Below are 17,892 nucleotides of genomic sequence, written 5' to 3'. Positions count from 1 at the left end.
TATATGCCTGATAGAGAACTGGACACACTTTTTGAGGATGCCTATGAAAGGGCATGCAACATGACCGAAGCCTTGCCTCAGGATGTGATGCTCCGTATTTATGCCTACTATAAACAGGCTACAGCCGGTATAGTAGTTAATCATCATCAGTCTTTTAATTTAAGAGACGCTTTTAAGATGAATGCCTGGATGCAAATAAGACACCTGAGTGCCGATGAAGCCAAAAGGCTATATATAGAAATAATAGATTCATTAACTAAATAATTACCTGATATGAAAAGAGTAAAAATTTTCGTTTCGGCTTTAATCGCAGTTGCTGCATTGCAGTCTTGCAAAGAAAAAAATAACCTTGAAGAAGTAGTGGCTGTACCAGAAGCACAAAAAGAAGCTTCTGCTCCGGTAGGAAATCCTGATGATATTAAAGCAGACGATGCTTCAGGAAAATTTCAACTGGTAAAATTGCCTTATAAATATGATGCGCTTGCTCCAAATATTGATGCACGCACAATGGAGATACACTACTCTAAGCATTATAAAAAATATACAGATGAACTAAACAAAGCTGTAAAGGGCACACCGCTTGAAGGTAAGACTATTGAAGAAATATTTGCAGGCCTTGACCTTGAAAATAAACCGGTGCGCAATAATGCGGGTGGTTATTATAACCATGGATTATTTTGGGAAATAATGGGTCCTAATGCCGGTGGCGAACCTAAAGGAGCCCTTGCAGAAGCTATCAAAGCTGACCTTGGAAGCATTGAAGCTTTTAAAACCCAGTTTACAGAAGCCGCAACTAAACAATTTGGTTCTGGTTGGGCATGGCTTGTGGTTACTAAAGATGGTAAACTAGCCGTAGGTAGTACTGCAAATCAGGATAATCCATTAATGCCTGGGCAGGCAATAAACGGTAAACCAATTCTTGCGCTTGATGTTTGGGAACATGCTTACTACCTGGAGTACCAAAACAAAAGGCCTGATTACATCACTAACTTTTACAATGTGATTAACTGGGATGCCGTTTCTAAAAAATATGAAGCTGCCATAAAAAAATAATAGCATAAACTATAACGCAGGAGAGGCTGTCTAAATATTTAGGCAGCCTCTTTTTATTTCTAAGTGTAACAGTTGAATGGTAAAAAACAAAAAGAACCCTGAAATGAATCAGGATTCTTTGCTAAATCAAACTAAAATAAAAAATCAGTGGTTATGCAAACATTTGGGTTATTAATAATTAAAATTGTGCAGCTTCTGTAGAGTCTTTCATTGCTACGGTAGATGATGTACCGGCTGTAACCGTATTTTGTACAGCATCAAAATAACTTGTACCTACAAAATTTTGGTGCTTTACCGCTTTAAAGCCATCTTTCTGCAAAGCAAATTCTCTTTCCTGTAATTGGCTATAACCTGCCATACCATGCTCTTTATAGGCTTTAGAAAGCTCAAACATACTGGTATTAAGCGCATGAAAACCTGCGAGAGTAATAAACTGGAATTTATAGCCCATAGCCGCCAGTTCTTCACGAAATGTTTCCATCTCTGCAACAGACAGCCTTGCTGCCCAGTTAAATGACGGCGAACAGTTGTAAGCCAACAGCTTACCCGGAAACTGCGCATGAATACCTTCTGCAAAGCGGCGTGCCTGCTCCAGGTCGGGTGTAGACGTTTCCATCCACAGCAGGTCGGCATATGGTGCGTAAGAAAGTCCGCGGTCTATACCCTGCTCTACCCCACAGTTTACATAGTAAAAACCTTCGGCAGTTCTTTCTCCCGTAATAAACTTGCGGTCGCGCTCATCTATATCACTTGTAAGCAGGTTAGCCGCATCGGCATCAGTACGGGCTACAATAAGTGTAGGTACTCCCATAACATCTGCTGCAAGGCGTGCCGCAATAAGCTTGTTTATAGCCTCCTGGGTAGGTACCAATACCTTACCGCCAAGGTGGCCGCATTTTTTAGCCGAAGAAAGCTGGTCTTCAAAATGAACACCGGCAGCACCTGCCTCTATCATACCTTTCATTAATTCAAAGGCATTAAGATTACCGCCAAACCCCGCTTCGGCATCTGCTACTATAGGCGCCAGGTAATCTTTTTTAGGTTCTATTTTATTTACGCTCTGTATCTGGTCAGCGCGCAACAGGGCATTATTTATACGCTTTACTACACTGGGTACGCTATTAGCAGGGTATAGCGATTGATCAGGATACATTTCGCCAGAAAGGTTTGCATCTGCCGCTACCTGCCACCCACTAAGGTATATGGCTTCAAGCCCCGCCTCTACTTCCTGTATGGCCTGGTTTCCTGTTAGTGCACCAAGGCCGGCTATATAAGGCTGGTTGTTTAATTTATGCCAAAGGATATTGGCACCACGGCGGGCTACAGAATATTCCAGCTGGTAAGATCCCTGTAATTCTACTACCTTTTCAGCAGTATAAGGCCTTTCAATACCCTTCCAGCGCTGATTTGTTTCCCAATCTGTAACTAATGCTTGAATTCTTTCGTCAGTTTTCATACTTTTGCTTTGCTTTAAATGATTGTTATGATTATTTAATTCCGCCTGCCGTATGTTGCCGCATCCGGCAGGCATTTTTTTAGTCAATATACTTATAGGCTTCCAGCGTAAGGAAATCTACCGGAACTTCTGCCAATACCATACTACTAAATAACTGTACAGCCTCATCAAACCTTCCGTTGTCAAAACGTACAGCTCCTATATATTCCTTAATATTATCAAGCTCATCGGCCACCCAAACTTCGTAAAGTTCAGGGCTAAGTTGTGCACCGTTATCAAGGGCAACACCGGCTTTTATCCATTGCCATAGCTGCATACGCGATATTTCGGCAGTTGCGGCATCTTCCATTAAATTGTAAAGTGCGGCTGCACCTGCTCCGCTAATCCAGCTTTCTACATATAAAATACCTACATTAATGTTTTTTCGTACACCGGCCTCTGTAATGCTGCCTTGAGGCATTTGCAGTAACTGCGCTTCTGTAATTTGCACATCATTGCGCTTTATATGAATATGGTTTCGTGTCAGCATATTTTCATCAAATACCGCTTTAGCAAGTGGCACTAAAGCCGGATGCGCTACCCAGGTACCGTCGTGCCCGTTCTTAGCTTCCCGCTCTTTATCGGCTACTACTTTATCAAATGCAGCTTTGTTTGCCTCTTCATTGTCTTTAACAGGAATTTGCGCTGCCATACCGCCTATAGCATGAATGTTGCGTTTGTGGCAGCGCTGAATTACCCTGAGCGAATAGGCAGCCATAAAGGGGGACAACATGGTTACCTGATCCCTGTCCGGAACCATAAAGCCTGGATGGTTTTTCAGTTTTTTGATGTATGAAAAAATGTAGTCCCAGCGGCCACAGTTAAGACCTGCAATATGATCCCGCAGCTCGTAAATAATCTCGTCGAGCTGAAAACTCGCCGTGATTGTTTCAATAAGCACGGTGGCTTTTATTGTACCACGCGAAATATTAAGGTATTGCTGAGCAAAGACAAAAACCTCGTTCCACCACCGTGCCTCTTTATAATGTTCTAACTTGGGCAAATAAAAATATGGCCCTGAATTATTTAACGATAACGTTTGCGTATTATGATAAAAATAAAGGCCGAAATCGACCAATGAAGCACTCATATTTTCACCGTTTATTTGCAGGTGCTTTTCTTCAAGATGTAAACCCCGCGGGCGTACCAGCAGTGTGGCCGTTTCATTGTTTAACGTATAGCTTTTGCCATTTTGTTCCATACTGATAGTTTTATCTACAGCATCTTTAAGGTTCTGCTGCCCCTCCATAAGGTTTGCCCACGTTGGAGAGCAACTGTCTTCAAAATCGGCCATAAAAACATTAGCACCGCTGTTTAGCGCATTTATTACCATTTTACGGTCTACCGGCCCGGTAATTTCTACACGGCGGTCTATCAGGTCTGCCGGCAGTTTTGCCGCAGTCCACTTACCATCGCGCACATACTCTGTTTCCGGCGGAAAAACAGGCAACTCGCCTTTATCAAACCGTTCTTGCAGCGCCGCTCTGTCGCTTAGCAGGCCAAGTCTTTTATTATTAAAATTTTCGTGTAGGGCAGACAGGAATTGTAATGCCCTTGGCGTAAGTATACGACTATAGGGCTGGCCCGTTATTGCTACTGTGCTTTTTTCAACTTTTGTTTCCATAATGCTGATTGAGTTTGGGTTACTAAGTACAGGGCAATATTATAAATTAAATTTTTACAAAACAAGCGAACGTTCGCTAAATTTTAAAATTTAAATTTTATTTGATTGTCCGCAAAAAAATCTAATATTTGCATTTATGGTTGAAGAAGAGTACATACGCCTTATTTTTGGGCTTAAGATGAAGCAGATCCGCAACGAGAAAGACCTCTCGCTGTTTGGGCTGTCTAAAAAAACAGGCTTATCTAAATCATACCTTAACGAGATTGAAAAAGGAAAAAAATACCCCAAACGCGACAAGATACTCCTGATTGCCGAAGCGCTCGAAACCAGTTATGACCATCTGGTGTCTTTAAAACTGGACAAGAACCTTGCGCCTATTGGCGAAATCTTACAATCACGCCTTCTAAAAGAAATTCCGCTCGACCTGTTTGGTATTCGCGAAAGCGACCTTATTGACATTATTGCCGAAGCACCGGTTAAAGTCAATGCCTTTATATCAACCCTTATCGAAATTGCCAAACATTATAACCTGGGTCGCGAAAGTTTCTTTCTGGCTGCGCTACGCTCCTATCAGGAAGCCCAGAATAATTATTTTGACGAACTCGAAAAGAAAGCTGAGCTTTTTGCAAAAGCCTACAACATTGACCTTGACCAAAAAATAAATCCGCAGGAATTGCACGACGTACTTTTGGAAGAAAACGGGTATACCGTTAATTCTGATGCGCTGAGCCAGTACAACGAGCTAACGAGCCTTAGGTCGGTTTTTGTGCCATCGTCTAAAACATTGCTACTAAGTGATGGTATAGACGAATCGCAAAAAACATTTATTTATGCTAAGGAAATAGCCTATAATTACCTGGGCATACAAGACAGGCTTTATACCTTTTCATGGATAAAGTTTGATACCTTTGACCAGGTTCTTAATAACTTTTACGCGTCATATTTTGCCGGTGCACTTATTATTCCGCGACGTAACCTGGTAGCCAAACTAAAAGACTTTTTTGCAGAAGAGAACTGGAAACCTCAGTTATTACTGGAAATGATGAACTCTTTTACCGATTCGCCCGAAACGTTTTACCAGCGCCTTACAAACATACTGCCCCGCGATTTTAACATGCGCAACATTTTCTTCCTGAGGTTTTCGCACGATCCTGAACATGATGAGTTTCGCCTGGAAAAAGAACTGCACATTACTAACCTTCAGGAGCCACACGCTAACGACAATAATGAGCATTACTGCCGCCGCTGGGTAGGCATGCGCACCCTGAAACAAATAGCCGCTACTAAAAGTAAGGCCGCCTTTGGTGCGCAAATATCCGAATATGTGCATACTGATAATGAATATCTTGTATTGTCATCTTCTATGGAAGACCCTTTTAAGGCAGGCAAGTACAGAAGCATCGCACTGGGTATATTGCATAATAAAGAACTACAGGCTAAAGTGCCTTTTCTTAAACAAAACCCCATACCCCGTATGCTTGTAGGTGTTACCTGCGAAACCTGCGACATACTTAACTGTGAGGTGCGTGCCGCAGCTCCTGTAAGGCTGCAAAAAAAACTACAGAACAAAAAGACAGAAGATGTTGTAAAAGAGCTTACTGCAAAATTTAGCTAACCATAATTATTTAGCCATCAGCATTTTATTCCTAAACCTGCAAAACCCGCCTAAAATCATTACCTTTGCAGCTTAATCTAATTGTTTGTACCCATTAGCGGTACTGTACTTATGAAATTTGAAGATCTTAATTTAATAAAAAATATACAGCAGGCACTAGCCGAAGAAGGTTATGAAGCCCCTACCCCTATACAAGAGCAAGCCATTCCTATCATTCTTGAAGGTATTGACCTTGTGGGCTGTGCCCAGACGGGTACCGGTAAAACAGCTGCATTTGCTATTCCTATTATCAACAACATTCACCGTATTGTTGGCTCTAATAAAAAAGTAAAATACATTCGTGCACTTATAGTAACCCCTACCCGCGAACTTGCCCTGCAAATAGGCGAAAGCTTTGATACGTATGGTAAGTATACTAACATTCGTCAGTTGACTATTTTTGGTGGTGTAAACCAGGTATCTCAGGTAGACCAGTTAAAAAAGGGTGTAGATGTACTGGTGGCAACGCCCGGGCGTTTACTCGACCTGCACAAACAAGGCCATATAAACCTTGACCACATGCACCACCTGGTGCTTGATGAGGCCGACCAAATGCTGGACATGGGCTTTATTAACGATGTAAAAAAGATTATAAAGCTAACGCCCGAAAACAGGCAAACGCTATTGTTCTCTGCTACAATGCCTATTCCTATCAGGGAACTGGCAGATTCGTTCCTTACCAAGCCGCAGTATGTATCGGTTACACCAATATCATCTACGGCCGAAAAGGTAAAGCAGCAGGTCTATTTTGTAGATAAGGGAGACAAGCGTAAACTACTATACCACCTTATTCGCAACGAAAGCCTTAACAACGTATTGGTATTTACCCGTACAAAACACGGTGCCGATAATGTTGTTAAAGCGCTTAAAAAGAACGGCGTAGAAAGTGGTGCCATACACGGCGATAAATCGCAAAACTCGCGCCAGCGTGTGCTTGATGCTTTTAAAAACAAGGAGATACCTGTACTTGTGGCTACAGATATTGCAGCCCGTGGTATTGATATTGAGAGCCTGCCTTATGTTATAAACTTTGACCTGCCTAATATACCTGAAACGTATGTGCACCGTATAGGGCGTACAGGACGCGCCGGTAACAGCGGACTTGCCATATCTTTTTGCGGAAGCGACGAACTTACCTACCTTAAGGATATTGAGAAACTTATAAAAATGAAGATCAAGGTTATAGATGGGCATCCTTATCCTTTTGATGCTAATGCACCGAAGCCTGAAGGGCAAAAGCCAGATCTTCGCAACAAACCTAAAAATACAAACCAACGTAGTGGGAAAGCAAAGCCCGCTGGCGGCGGTGATGGTTCAAGAAAATCTGAAGCATCTAAAAAAAATAAAAAACGCTGGTACTAACCGGCGTTTTTGTTTCATAATAAATACTATTTTTGCCAAAAAGCTGTTATCATCTACATGAAAAAAATCGTTTTTATTTTCTGCCTGCTTACAAGCCTTGCTTATGCACAAAATCCTGCTCCCACTGCCCAAAAAAGCAATAACGAGTGGGATGTACTCGATAAAACCTTTATAAGCCTTATAGAGGCTTTTACAAAAGGCGACCAGGTAAAGTTCCTTGCACTTTCTTTATCTAAAGTAGAATGTGAGCAATGCGCTGAGGCGGGAGAATATAATCCTTCCGGATTTTTTGTACCCGCTGCCGAGTATTTCGAGGGGGCGAGCAAGAGCTTTACAAAATCGGCTATTTACAGGGCATTATCAAAACGTGGCTATGGGTTTAGCTCTGTTGTCATCAAAAACCTTAAGGTGCCGGGATTACCTGCCAACAGTAAAGAAACCAGGGTGTACGACGTATGGGTAGACACCTACCTTCCAAACGAACTTTCTAAGGGTCATGCGGGTACAAGGCAGGCATTTCGATTTATAAAAGTAAACGGCAAGTTTAAATTTTACAGCATTACCGCCACAAATTAACACACGGTTGTGGCAGATGTAATATCAATTATGTAAATTTGGGTATTAACCTGCAAAACTTACTATTATGAGCATCACTTACCACTACGCCACGGTAGCTAAAGCCATAGACGAACTTCGCGAAAAAGGCTTTACAGAAGACTTTAACCTTGAAGACAACTATCTTACCAGCCATGCAGGCCGTTTTGGCGATGCTGATTTTGACATTGTACATGTATATTTTTATGAAGGTGCTACTAACCCGGATGATGAGGCCACGGTTTATGGCATAGAGTCGAACACAGGCCATAAAGGTTTGCTTGTTACAGGAAATGATGCACTTACAGGAAATGCAGAAAGCAGCATCATTAAAAAACTTTTATCGCACAACAAGCAGTAATAATTGAAGGCTTTTTTTACGTACTACCTTACGGTAAATCTTTTTAACTGTGCCGTTTCACTTATTGTAGCAATTATTAGCGGCTTTATATGGCTGCCCGTAGTATTTTGTACTTTTGGTCTTGGTCTGGCGATACTTTGCTATAATTTTTATTTTCAAAATCAATACTATTTTTATCACAATCTTGGGTACAGCAAACTCAGGTTAATAACTATAACTTTTGTTTTTAATTTGGCAATCGCGCTTCCACTCCTGGCAATCATAGCCTTATTATAATGCATAATTTATCTATACAACACCTCACCAAGTCTTTTAGCAATAAAACTGTGCTAAACAATATTTCATTTGAACTAAATACGGGTGAAATATTGGGGCTATTTGGCAGTAATGGTTGTGGTAAGTCTACGCTTTTAAAGATATTATTTGGTAAAGAAAAAGCAGAAAAAATTACACTGACCTATGATGGTACAGAAGTAAAAACAAAAGATGTTATTTCAAAACAGTTGATAAGCTATTTACCGCAAGATCAATTTCTGCCAAAACACTTAAAAGTTAGAGATATAATTTCGCTATATTTTACAGATAGCGCCGGGCAGGACAAAATTTTCTATGCTCCAAATATTCACAAGATAGCCAATATAGTAGCAGGCAAGTTGTCTATGGGCGAGTTGCGTTATTTTGAACTTTTGCTTATCGCAAACCTACCCCATCCATTCCTATTGCTTGATGAACCCTTCTCGATGGTTGAGCCATTATATAAAGAAAAGATAAAAGAACTTTTATTTAGCCTTACCCATAAAAAGGGTATTATTGTAACCGACCATTACTATAAGGACGTACTCGAAATTAGCAATAAAAACTTTTTGCTGAAAGATGGAGCATTGCATTCCATAAAAAATGAAGCCGGTCTTACGTCTCTTGGATACTTAAATACATAAAAAACATTAACCATGATAAGAAACTTATTTTTAAGCCTTTGCATTTTAACAATATTTACTAAAACACAGGCGCAGGCTACACGGGTAATGACCTATAACCTTCGGCTTGATGCTGCCAGTGATGGCGATAACCGCTGGGATGCACGCAAAACATTACTGGCAAACCAGGTGCTTTTTTATGAACCCGATTTTATGGGTGTGCAGGAAGCATTACCACAGCAAATGACATATCTAGACAGCACGCTTACCGCTTATGATTACATTGGCGTAGGCCGTGATGACGGCAAAAGCCAGGGCGAGCATAGCGCCATTTTTTATAACAAAATTAAATTCAAGGTTCTGGAGAATCATACATTTTGGCTTTCACCAACACCAGATAAACCATCAAAAGGCTGGGATGCTGCCTACAATCGCGTATGCACCTATGGACTTTTTGAAAATATAAAAACAAAGCAGAAGTTTTGGGTTTTCAATACGCATTTTGATCATGTAGGCAATGTAGCCCGGATGGAAAGCGCTAAAATGATACTTGAAAAAATTAAGGCAGTAAACAAACAAAAGTTACCATTTGTACTTACAGGAGATTTTAACCTGACAGATGATAATGAGAGCATTAAACATATCTTGACAGAACTTGATGATAGCAAACAGGTATCAAAGCTTAAGCACGGCCCTTCAGGAACATGGAATGCCTTTGAATTTGACAAACCCGTTACAGAACGACTGGATTATATATTTGTACCTAAAAAGGGAGTAACCGTTACTAAATATGCGGTATTAAGCGATAGCAATAATAAACATTATCTAAGTGACCACCTGGCTGTACTTGCCGATATTAATATTGAAAAATAAAATCATGAATAACGAAACATTACAAAGCCTTATCAACGAAAAAGGTTTTGACAAATATGCGGCAGAACTGGCAACCCGCTGTGATAAGGAGGGTATAGATTTTGCCTACCAGTATAATACCAGCGGAAACGGACTAACCGTGTGGATGAACTTTGGAAACATCCCCGCAACTGTTGAAATCAGTTCAAACGGCGATGTAACATTTATATATTTTGAAGGTGGAGGAAGGCGCGCTGAAAAATTCAGGGATTTCACCAATAGCGATTTTGAAACCCTTTTAGATCACGCATTTCTGTTTTTACGCGATGGTAATTTTGAACATCATAAAAACTGGCACAACAACCTTGAAAAAATATAGTTTAAAATCAAAACCCTGCCAGTGGCAGGGTTTTGATTTTATAAATGACGATTGTACTATTCTACAACTACTTTCTCTGTATTAGGTATGATGGCAATACAATATGGTGCCGTAAGCGCCATAGTAACCATATTGCCCTCAGGAGTAGAGCGTTTTACAGACACAGTTGTGGTGTTACCATTTACAGTAATCTTCCTTACACTTATACTGTAACCTCCTGTCCTTTTTTGCCCCATAAAAAGCGCCACAACTTTATTTGTTTCAAAGTTAATTTTAGGTGCATCACCCTGGTTCAGTTCTTTATAAAGCTTATCCAGTTCAGATTGTTTTGAGATAATAAGATTAGATTCATCATCCCACCCGCCGTAAACTTCCTGCTTAAGTACTTCAAAAGTTGTTCCTACACTGGCATTCATGTTGTTTAACACATTAATACTGCATGATGAGAGCAGTACAGCCATAAGGCCCAATTGTAACAATCGTTTCATAATTATTCGGTTTTGATTTCTAATACCAACCCAAAAGTCATGCCAGTATTGTAGTATTTTCCTGAGGCTATACAAATTGCTGTTTTAGCGCCCTGCGGTAAATATTTTCGTACATTGGCATAATCTTTTGTATATCAAATTCTTTAGCTACATCAAGCGCATTTTGCTTAAAAGCAGCAAGCTTATGTTCGTCAGATAGTATAGATACCGCCTTTTCTGCCATATAATCTATGTCGCCTACATTACCCAGGTAACCACTAAATCCATCTCGGTTAACTTCCGGCAGCCCACCTGAATTGGTAGAAATAACAGGAACACCTACAGCCATAGCTTCAAGCGCAGCAAGTCCAAAACTTTCGGTTTGAGATGGCAGCAAAAATAAATCGCTCAGGCAAAGTATTTCGTTAATTTCATGACTATTACCAAAGAACACAACCTTATCTGTAATCCCTAGTTCTTCAACTAGTTTTTCTGCGGGTTCACGCTCCGGGCCATCTCCCACCATCATTAGCTTAGCCGGTATTTTTTTCTGTATTTCATTAAATATCTTTACAACATCCGGAATGCGCTTCACCTCCCTGAAGTTACTAATGTGCGTAATGATCTTTTGGGTTTCTCCTGCTATTGCAGAACGTTGGCATGGCGCCTCTACTTTCGACTTTTTAACCTCTATAAAGTTAGGAATAACATAAATCTCCCTTTTAATGTCAAAAAGCCTGTAGGTATCGTCTTTTAAATCCTGAGATACAGATGTTACTACATCGCTGTGGTTTATACTAAAGCTAACAGCCGGCTTATAGAACGGGTGGTTACCCACAAGGGTAATATCTGTTCCGTGCAGCGTAGTAACCATAGGTATGCGTATACCCTGCTCTTTCAGCATTTTCTTAGCCATATAACCGGCATAAGCATGCGGTATGGCATAATGCACATGCAGCAGCTCAATGCCGTGCAACTTTACCATATCTACCAGTTTACTACTCAGTGCCAGTTCGTATGGTTGATAATGAAACAGCGGATATTCCGGTACGTGTACTTCGTGATAATGAATATTTGGGTTTAAAAGTGCCAGGCGAACAGGCTGCCTGTAGGTTATAAAGTGTATTTCGTGCCCACGGCGTGCGAGTTCAAGGCCAAGTTCTGTAGCCACAACACCGCTTCCGCCAAAGGTGGGATAACATACTATTGCGATTTTCATAATGAATTTGAATAAAGTAACGAAATTAACGAAAAAAAACGGCATAAGCCGTTTTTAGAGTATGAACTTTATATGTTTTGGTCAGTGCTTTTTAAGTGAAATAAGCAATCTTAATTGCACCGCATAACTACAAATATCTTTCTTTAAAAATTTTGACATGGTGATTTTGATGCCCTATAAGGATAAAGCCCAAAGCCCTTACTGAAACTGTGTAACCACTTGCCGTTCCTGTCTTTAAAAGATCATCCTGTGTAAGCGACTTAAATAAAAATATAGACGACTGCCTTACCAATGATAATTCTGTAAGCAATTCCTGTAAATGCCTTCTTCCTGCATTTGCCGAAATCGCGTAATCATTCTCTTCAAAACCAGGAAGAGGCGTTTTATCTCCCCGGGCAATGCGAAGCGCCCTGTAAGCAAAAATACGCTCAGTATCTATAACATGCTGAATAATATCTTTAATATCCCACTTACCTTCGGCATAGCGGTATTCATATTTATCCATCGGGATATCTCTTACAAAATGAATAAAGTTAGCAAGGCTAACCTCAAGTTCTTCTATAAGCGTCCACTCATCGCTTACAAGGTTTAAATAGTTTATTTGGTAAGGTGCATATTCACCTTCTTTAATATCGGTTATCTTCATATTTAAGCTGAATTGCGGCTTGCGTTAATGTTGCCAAACAGCGAACGGGTTACTATTTTTTCATAGGTTTCCAGCATCCCTTCGTCTCCTTTTCCACTTTTTATCTGCCTTATTTTTGTAAGTGCGTATTGCTGAATTGTTAATAAAGGAAGTACTATATTTTCGCGTACTTTTATAGAAGCCCATCCATCAGGATAGTTTTCCATCAACTCTTTATACCCTGAAAGTTTAAGTAGTAAACGCCTTGTTTCTTTATACTCTTCGTGAATAATGGTCCAGAACTCACCAAATTCAGAGTCATTTTTCATATATGCCGTAAGCGGAAAAAATGACTTACTAAGTGACATCATACTATTTTCTAACAACGTACGAAAAAACAGCGACTCATGATACAAGCTTTGTACCTCTTCCCACCTGCCCTCTTTTTCAAACTGTCCTAAAGCGTGACCTACGCCAAAAAATCCGGGTACATTCTGTTTCAACTGGCTCCACGATCCTACAAACGGTATAGCCCTAAGTGCGCTAAAATCAAGCTCAGTACCACTATTCCGCTTACTTGGCCTGCTACCTATGTTTGTTTTAGCATAATAGTTTAGCGTACTCATTTGATCCAGGTACGGCAAAAACTTAGGATGCCCTTTAAAAGCCATATATTTTTCATAACCAAGTTTTGCAAGTTCGTCAAGCATCGCTTTCTGATCCTGGGTAAACTCTTTATCGTCTTTTTTAAATACACCGTTTGTAATACCGGCACTCAAAAGATTCTCCAGGTTAAAGCGGCAGCTATCAAGCGTACCAAAATTTGAGCTTATGGTTTGCCCCTGTATGGTTATTTGTATCTCTTTATTCTCGATAGTATTACCTAATGATGCGTAGAATTTGTGTGTTTTACCGCCTCCACGTGCCGGTGGCCCACCACGACCATCAAAAAACACTACTTTAACATCATGACTCCTAGCCATTTGCGTAAGGCTTTCTTTGGCTTTAAAAATACCCCAGTTAGCCATCAGGTAACCACCATCTTTAGTACCATCGCTAAAGCCCAGCATAATACTTTGCTTATTACCACGATTTTTAAGATGGGCAGCATAGCGGTCGTTTTCGTATAACAACTGCATTACATGGCCGGCATCTTCAAGGTCGTCTACCGTTTCAAAAAGCGGCATAATATCTACCTGCGGGTTTTTATAACCCAATAGTGAAAACATGGTAAGAAGTTCTAATACATTAAGCGCGCTCTCGTTGTTGCTTATAATGTAACGGTTGCTGCCCTTTTCACCATTACGCTCCTGAATGATTTTAATAGCCAGTATCGACTCCAGTGTTTTACGGGTATCCTCATCATCAAAAAGCTCAGGAGAAATTGTAGTTTTAATTGTCCCCAATGCCTTTATCTTACCTATTTCATCAAGGTCATTGTAATCTGCATCAAACTCATGGTGCTCCTGCAAATACTTTATGATATCAGCAAAAACTGCATTATGTATCTTACTGTTCTGGCGAATATCCAGTGTTGCAAAATGGAAACCAAAAAGGTTTAGTTTATTAATAAGATTATCAACTTCATCCAGGTATAACGACTGGTGTTTTTCTATAATAATAGCCCTGATTTCCAGTAACGCTTCTTTTAATTCTTCTTTAGTAATAAATATATCGCCTTTAGAATAGAATACAGAGCGATACAGCTTATCTTCCAGCAAGCCTACCATATCATGCACACTATTAAAGGTTAGATGCCTCTTAAGGTTTCTAATATCATTATAATAGCATTTAAGTATGGTAGTACGCAGCCTGTCGGCAACATTAAGCGTAATTTCTGTAGTTACAAATGGATTACCATCGCGGTCACCACCCGGCCAAAAGCCAAAAGACATTACAGGATCTGACAATAGCTCACCTTGATATACGGCATCCTGAATATAGGTCGAAATATCTCCTGCGGCCTTATAAAACACGTTTTCTAAATACCACAGTAAACTTACTGCCTCATCAAACGGAGTAGGCTTTTCTTTTTTGATAAATGGTGTTTTACCAAGCTGAGCCAGCAGCGTTTGTATCTCTGTAAGGTTATTTTTCTTGATAGCATCAGTAAGATCTGTAATAATACCAAGTACAGATCCCGGATAAAACTGTGTAGGGTGCGCAGTAAGTACCGGGCGAATGCTAAAGTCTTCTAAAAACTCCCGCAACTCCGGCATACTGCCGTGTGTCTCTGCTTTTTCACGGGCTTCACGCAGGGTACCACTTCCCTCAAGGTTGTGCAATGTAGAAAATGCAGCATCTTCAATAGCATCAAACAACACTACCTGGCGTTCTACATATTGGATAAAACGGAACATCAGCCCTATTTTCTTTTCCTCATCAAACTCCTGCAGGTATTTATCAGAAAACTCATTAAATATCTCTTCGGGGCTCTTACCGTGTTTAAATCCTTCATCACAAAGTTCAGAAAACAGCGGCAACAATGCCCCTGTGTTATCTATAGCCCTAAAAGGCAATGTTATAAAGATGCTGTTAAACAACTGGTATTTTAACTGCACATTCTCGTAAAAGCGTTCTGTTCTTGTAGCTGGGTACATGGGGAATATTTTTTGATGAAATTAATAAAAAAACCCCCATGTAAAAAACATGAGGGTCTTAATCTTTCTATAAAATTCTTACAAGTCTTTGAAGATGGTGTGCATCAGCCTTTTCTTGTCGTTTATGCTCTCTTCAAGAGATATCATTGTTTCTGTCCTGTAAACGCCTTCAATGTCATCAATCATAAAGATAACCTCTTTAGCATGTTTAGTATCTTTTGCCCTTATTTTGCAAAAGATGTTGAACTTACCTGTAGTTACATGAGCTACAGTTACAAATGGTATTTCGTTGATTCGCTCTAATACAAATTTAGTTTGCGAAGTATTGTGAAGAAATACACCTACGTAAGCAATAAAAGAGTAACCTAATTTTTCATAATCTAATGTAAGGGATGAGCCCATGATAATGCCTGCATCTTCCATCTTTTTTACCCTTACGTGAACGGTACCGGCAGAAATAAGCAATTTTTTTGCAATATCAGTAAATGGTACCCTGGTGTTGTCTATCAGCATATCAAGTATCTGGTGATCAACTTCATCTAAACGAAATTTGCTCATAAATGTGTGTTTTTAAGTTTATGTATCTGGTCTAAGGTCGATATATGTTCAAACTATTTACATTTATAAGGAAGAATTCTTAAAAAATCTCCTTTCCGTTAACAAATTTCCTGCTTTTTCCTATAAAAAAATCAGCTTTTTCATCAACAACCGGTATATTATTACCCTTTAAATCTTCAAAAACACCTTCATTGCAGTCAATCTCTGCGTGAGCATAAAAACCATCAAGATTGCCTATTTCTCTGATAAATGCTTGAAAAATTACAGATTTGTCAAATACAACTTCCTTATATTGTGATGCAAAATTCGTGATTTTTTCTTTATTTTCATAATTTATTTTAACTTTTTTGTAGATGAAATCATAAAATATAATCTTATTTTGAGGAATATTGAAATAATCATCCTTTTTGTTAACAGCTATAACGTTTTCGTTAATTGCTTTAAATCCTGAAAATAATGCAAAAAATATAAATTTACGTGTTATTTCACGTTCATAGTCTCCCTCATAATGTCCCGCCTCAAATAATATAGTGGGCACTCCAAGCGACTGGAACATATCTCCAATACAGTTTATATTAAAAGAATCGTCAAAACGCCCCACCTGATTGGGTATATATGCTTGCAGAGTATCATTCATGGCCGCAATAACGTTTATTGCCTTTTGACGGCATTCATTTACTTCCCGTTCATCATTATATGATGGCGCTAAAAAAGATACCGTAGCAGGCTTGGGATTATCCTCCCCTAAACCAAATATTGTGCGCTGATCGTGCATATTATAGCAGTAATCAGGTTTAAAATCTTCAAAGACCTTTCGCAACAATTGACTTTCAGGTTGTGTAAGGTTTACCGAATCGCGGTTAAGGTCAACTTTATTAGCATTTTCGCGGGTATAAAGTTCTGCCCCGTCAGGATTGAGAATAGGGATAATGTAAAAAGTAAAACGATCAAGAAAGCTTTTAGCAAGGATATCTGTAGAGGAAACAAAATTCAGGAAATCAAATATAGCCTTGGTAGTGGTAGATTCATTACCATGCATCTGAGACCATATAAAAATTCTTGTATTTCCGGTACCAGCCTCTATACTATAAATAGGTTTCTGTTGCACAGATTCTCCTATAATAGTTGTTTTAAATGCAGCCGAATGTTTAGTAAGTAATGGTTCTATATGTTCGTTTGTAACGTATCGCCCATATAACAAAGACTCCCTAACTGATGTATATATATACTCTAAATCCATGTGTGTTTATTTGATTACAAAAGTAAACAATGCCTTTTTTACATTTGTAAACAACTCGATTTAATGAATTAGTTACATTTGTAAACAAAAGGTGTTTGCGTAATCCAATAACATTATGAGAAATTAAAACTAACGGTTTAATACATTACATTTCAACGAATTAAACATTTATTATTAAAGTTATTAATTAAATAGACTAACCTAATTATGAATTGTTTTGTTTACAATTAAAATTTGTTTACATTTGTAAAACAAATATTTGTTTACAATGATAAACATAGATAGCTTTATTAAACGCATAGAGGCAATACTGGAATACTATTCCCTCTCTGCTTCTGCATTTGCCGATGCATTGGGCGTACAACGCTCCGGTTTATCACACCTTATGTCTGGTAGAAATAAACCCAGCCTGGATTTGGTAATGAAAATTTCAGACACCTACCCCGAAGTAAATTTGTATTGGTTATTAAATGGCACAGGGAGTTTTCCTGCCAAAGAAAATTTACATACACCCGTAATACCTATACCTGCCCCAGCTGTAAAAAAAGCGCCAGAAGATAATTTAGCTGCTCAAGGAAATGATCTTTTTTCAACCTCAGATTTTACAAGCCAAGAAAAAGCACCGGAAATATCCTCATTATCTGACAACAAAATAAATGATGGTGGAAGCATTGAAAGAATAGTAGTATTTTATAAAGACGGTACTTTTAAAAACTACAGTCCGGGACAATAAAAAACCCCGGCTGTTTTCTAAAAAACAGGGCCGGGGCCATTAACCAATAAAACAAACACAAATTATCTTTAAACCCTTCTAAAAGTATATTCTGTAACAGTATATATTTTATTGGCCAGATATTTTTGCTATTATAAAATTACTACCTCTTGTTGTTAA

At 39.2% G+C, this 17,892-nt stretch carries 18 protein-coding genes; 10 read left to right on the top strand and 8 right to left on the bottom strand.

Annotation, left to right across the window (positions count from 1 at the left end; genetic code table 11):
- The first annotated feature begins 3 nt into the window (after positions 1-3).
- Together DYH63_RS06780 and DYH63_RS06775 are read left to right on the top strand one after the other, a co-directional pair.
- The gene (locus DYH63_RS06780; RefSeq protein WP_116788086.1) at positions 4-264 is read left to right on the top strand and encodes an acyl-CoA-binding protein; all 261 of its coding nucleotides are present in this window, start codon (positions 4-6) and stop codon (positions 262-264) included.
- Positions 265-273: 9 nt separating this feature from the next.
- Positions 274-1,053 (top strand): superoxide dismutase, encoded by a 780-nt coding sequence (locus DYH63_RS06775; protein ID WP_116788085.1) that lies wholly within the window; start codon positions 274-276, stop codon positions 1,051-1,053.
- A 178-nt stretch (positions 1,054-1,231) separates the two neighbouring features.
- On the opposite strand, the gene aceA is transcribed toward DYH63_RS06775, so the two are convergent.
- Both aceA and aceB read right to left on the bottom strand, forming a co-directional pair.
- The gene (gene aceA / locus DYH63_RS06770) at positions 1,232-2,509 is read right to left on the bottom strand and encodes an isocitrate lyase (protein ID WP_116790762.1); all 1,278 of its coding nucleotides are present in this window, start codon (positions 2,507-2,509) and stop codon (positions 1,232-1,234) included.
- A 79-nt stretch (positions 2,510-2,588) separates the two neighbouring features.
- Positions 2,589-4,172, bottom strand: coding sequence for a malate synthase A (gene aceB, locus DYH63_RS06765; protein ID WP_116788084.1), 1,584 nt, complete (start codon positions 4,170-4,172; stop codon positions 2,589-2,591).
- Between the two features lie 136 nt (positions 4,173-4,308).
- Between aceB and DYH63_RS06760 the strand changes: the two genes are divergently transcribed.
- The 7 genes from DYH63_RS06760 to DYH63_RS06725 all read left to right on the top strand — a co-directional run bounded on the left by DYH63_RS06760 (position 4,309) and on the right by DYH63_RS06725 (position 10,291).
- Positions 4,309-5,787 (top strand): helix-turn-helix domain-containing protein, encoded by a 1,479-nt coding sequence (locus DYH63_RS06760; RefSeq protein WP_116788083.1) that lies wholly within the window; start codon positions 4,309-4,311, stop codon positions 5,785-5,787.
- 111 nt (positions 5,788-5,898) lie between these two features.
- On the top strand, positions 5,899-7,188 hold the full coding sequence (locus tag DYH63_RS06755) for a DEAD/DEAH box helicase (RefSeq protein WP_116790761.1): 1,290 nt from the start codon (positions 5,899-5,901) through the stop codon (positions 7,186-7,188).
- A 57-nt stretch (positions 7,189-7,245) separates the two neighbouring features.
- Positions 7,246-7,764, top strand: a complete 519-nt coding sequence (locus DYH63_RS06750) for a hypothetical protein (protein ID WP_116788082.1) — start codon at positions 7,246-7,248, stop codon at positions 7,762-7,764.
- Between the two features lie 67 nt (positions 7,765-7,831).
- Complete coding sequence (locus DYH63_RS06745) at positions 7,832-8,143, top strand: hypothetical protein (protein ID WP_116788081.1); 312 nt, start codon at positions 7,832-7,834, stop codon at positions 8,141-8,143.
- A 326-nt stretch (positions 8,144-8,469) separates the two neighbouring features.
- Positions 8,470-9,081 (top strand): ATP-binding cassette domain-containing protein, encoded by a 612-nt coding sequence (locus DYH63_RS06735; RefSeq protein ID WP_369692829.1) that lies wholly within the window; start codon positions 8,470-8,472, stop codon positions 9,079-9,081.
- A gap of 12 nt (positions 9,082-9,093) precedes the next feature.
- On the top strand, positions 9,094-9,933 hold the full coding sequence (locus tag DYH63_RS06730) for an endonuclease/exonuclease/phosphatase family protein (protein ID WP_116788078.1): 840 nt from the start codon (positions 9,094-9,096) through the stop codon (positions 9,931-9,933).
- Positions 9,934-9,937: 4 nt separating this feature from the next.
- Complete coding sequence (locus tag DYH63_RS06725) at positions 9,938-10,291, top strand: hypothetical protein (protein ID WP_116788077.1); 354 nt, start codon at positions 9,938-9,940, stop codon at positions 10,289-10,291.
- A gap of 56 nt (positions 10,292-10,347) precedes the next feature.
- Here the strand turns inward: DYH63_RS06725 and DYH63_RS06720 are convergent, their stop codons facing one another.
- From DYH63_RS06720 to DYH63_RS06695, 6 genes are all read right to left on the bottom strand, one after another.
- The gene (locus tag DYH63_RS06720; protein ID WP_116788076.1) at positions 10,348-10,779 is read right to left on the bottom strand and encodes a protease complex subunit PrcB family protein; all 432 of its coding nucleotides are present in this window, start codon (positions 10,777-10,779) and stop codon (positions 10,348-10,350) included.
- 67 nt (positions 10,780-10,846) lie between these two features.
- The gene (gene bshA / locus DYH63_RS06715; protein WP_116788075.1) at positions 10,847-11,977 is read right to left on the bottom strand and encodes an N-acetyl-alpha-D-glucosaminyl L-malate synthase BshA; all 1,131 of its coding nucleotides are present in this window, start codon (positions 11,975-11,977) and stop codon (positions 10,847-10,849) included.
- A gap of 127 nt (positions 11,978-12,104) precedes the next feature.
- Positions 12,105-12,623: a DinB family protein gene (locus tag DYH63_RS06710; protein WP_116788074.1), complete on the bottom strand. Its 519-nt coding sequence runs from the start codon at positions 12,621-12,623 to the stop codon at positions 12,105-12,107.
- 2 nt (positions 12,624-12,625) lie between these two features.
- Positions 12,626-15,202 carry a phosphoenolpyruvate carboxylase gene (locus DYH63_RS06705; RefSeq protein WP_116788073.1) on the bottom strand — a complete coding sequence of 859 codons (2,577 nt, stop codon included), beginning with the start codon at positions 15,200-15,202 and terminating at the stop codon, positions 12,626-12,628.
- Positions 15,203-15,280: 78 nt separating this feature from the next.
- Positions 15,281-15,760, bottom strand: coding sequence for an Lrp/AsnC family transcriptional regulator (locus tag DYH63_RS06700; protein WP_026300077.1), 480 nt, complete (start codon positions 15,758-15,760; stop codon positions 15,281-15,283).
- Between the two features lie 79 nt (positions 15,761-15,839).
- Positions 15,840-17,000 (bottom strand): M14 family metallopeptidase, encoded by a 1,161-nt coding sequence (locus tag DYH63_RS06695; protein WP_116788072.1) that lies wholly within the window; start codon positions 16,998-17,000, stop codon positions 15,840-15,842.
- A gap of 268 nt (positions 17,001-17,268) precedes the next feature.
- Between DYH63_RS06695 and DYH63_RS06690 the strand changes: the two genes are divergently transcribed.
- Positions 17,269-17,733 carry a helix-turn-helix domain-containing protein gene (locus tag DYH63_RS06690; protein WP_116788071.1) on the top strand — a complete coding sequence of 155 codons (465 nt, stop codon included), beginning with the start codon at positions 17,269-17,271 and terminating at the stop codon, positions 17,731-17,733.
- Positions 17,734-17,892 lie beyond the last annotated feature (159 nt).

Source organism: Flavobacterium psychrotrophum (assembly GCF_003403075.1).
Classification (GTDB): domain Bacteria; phylum Bacteroidota; class Bacteroidia; order Flavobacteriales; family Flavobacteriaceae; genus Flavobacterium; species Flavobacterium psychrotrophum.
Note: the sequence above shows the minus strand (reverse complement) of the source record. Positions and strands in the feature narration are given on the sequence as shown.

Excerpts from the sequence above, each read along its gene's own strand:
- DYH63_RS06780 (WP_116788086.1), top strand. The coding sequence starts at position 4 with ATGCCTGATAGAGAACTGGACACACTTTTTGAGGATGCCTATGAAAGG.
- DYH63_RS06775 (WP_116788085.1), top strand. The coding sequence starts at position 274 with ATGAAAAGAGTAAAAATTTTCGTTTCGGCTTTAATCGCAGTTGCTGCA.
- aceA (WP_116790762.1), bottom strand. The coding sequence starts at position 2,509 with ATGAAAACTGACGAAAGAATTCAAGCATTAGTTACAGATTGGGAAACA.
- aceB (WP_116788084.1), bottom strand. The coding sequence starts at position 4,172 with ATGGAAACAAAAGTTGAAAAAAGCACAGTAGCAATAACGGGCCAGCCC.
- DYH63_RS06760 (WP_116788083.1), top strand. The coding sequence starts at position 4,309 with ATGGTTGAAGAAGAGTACATACGCCTTATTTTTGGGCTTAAGATGAAG.
- DYH63_RS06755 (WP_116790761.1), top strand. The coding sequence starts at position 5,899 with ATGAAATTTGAAGATCTTAATTTAATAAAAAATATACAGCAGGCACTA.
- DYH63_RS06750 (WP_116788082.1), top strand. The coding sequence starts at position 7,246 with ATGAAAAAAATCGTTTTTATTTTCTGCCTGCTTACAAGCCTTGCTTAT.
- DYH63_RS06745 (WP_116788081.1), top strand. The coding sequence starts at position 7,832 with ATGAGCATCACTTACCACTACGCCACGGTAGCTAAAGCCATAGACGAA.
- DYH63_RS06730 (WP_116788078.1), top strand. The coding sequence starts at position 9,094 with ATGATAAGAAACTTATTTTTAAGCCTTTGCATTTTAACAATATTTACT.
- DYH63_RS06725 (WP_116788077.1), top strand. The coding sequence starts at position 9,938 with ATGAATAACGAAACATTACAAAGCCTTATCAACGAAAAAGGTTTTGAC.
- DYH63_RS06720 (WP_116788076.1), bottom strand. The coding sequence starts at position 10,779 with ATGAAACGATTGTTACAATTGGGCCTTATGGCTGTACTGCTCTCATCA.
- bshA (WP_116788075.1), bottom strand. The coding sequence starts at position 11,977 with ATGAAAATCGCAATAGTATGTTATCCCACCTTTGGCGGAAGCGGTGTT.
- DYH63_RS06710 (WP_116788074.1), bottom strand. The coding sequence starts at position 12,623 with ATGAAGATAACCGATATTAAAGAAGGTGAATATGCACCTTACCAAATA.
- DYH63_RS06705 (WP_116788073.1), bottom strand. The coding sequence starts at position 15,202 with ATGTACCCAGCTACAAGAACAGAACGCTTTTACGAGAATGTGCAGTTA.
- DYH63_RS06700 (WP_026300077.1), bottom strand. The coding sequence starts at position 15,760 with ATGAGCAAATTTCGTTTAGATGAAGTTGATCACCAGATACTTGATATG.
- DYH63_RS06695 (WP_116788072.1), bottom strand. The coding sequence starts at position 17,000 with ATGGATTTAGAGTATATATATACATCAGTTAGGGAGTCTTTGTTATAT.
- DYH63_RS06690 (WP_116788071.1), top strand. The coding sequence starts at position 17,269 with ATGATAAACATAGATAGCTTTATTAAACGCATAGAGGCAATACTGGAA.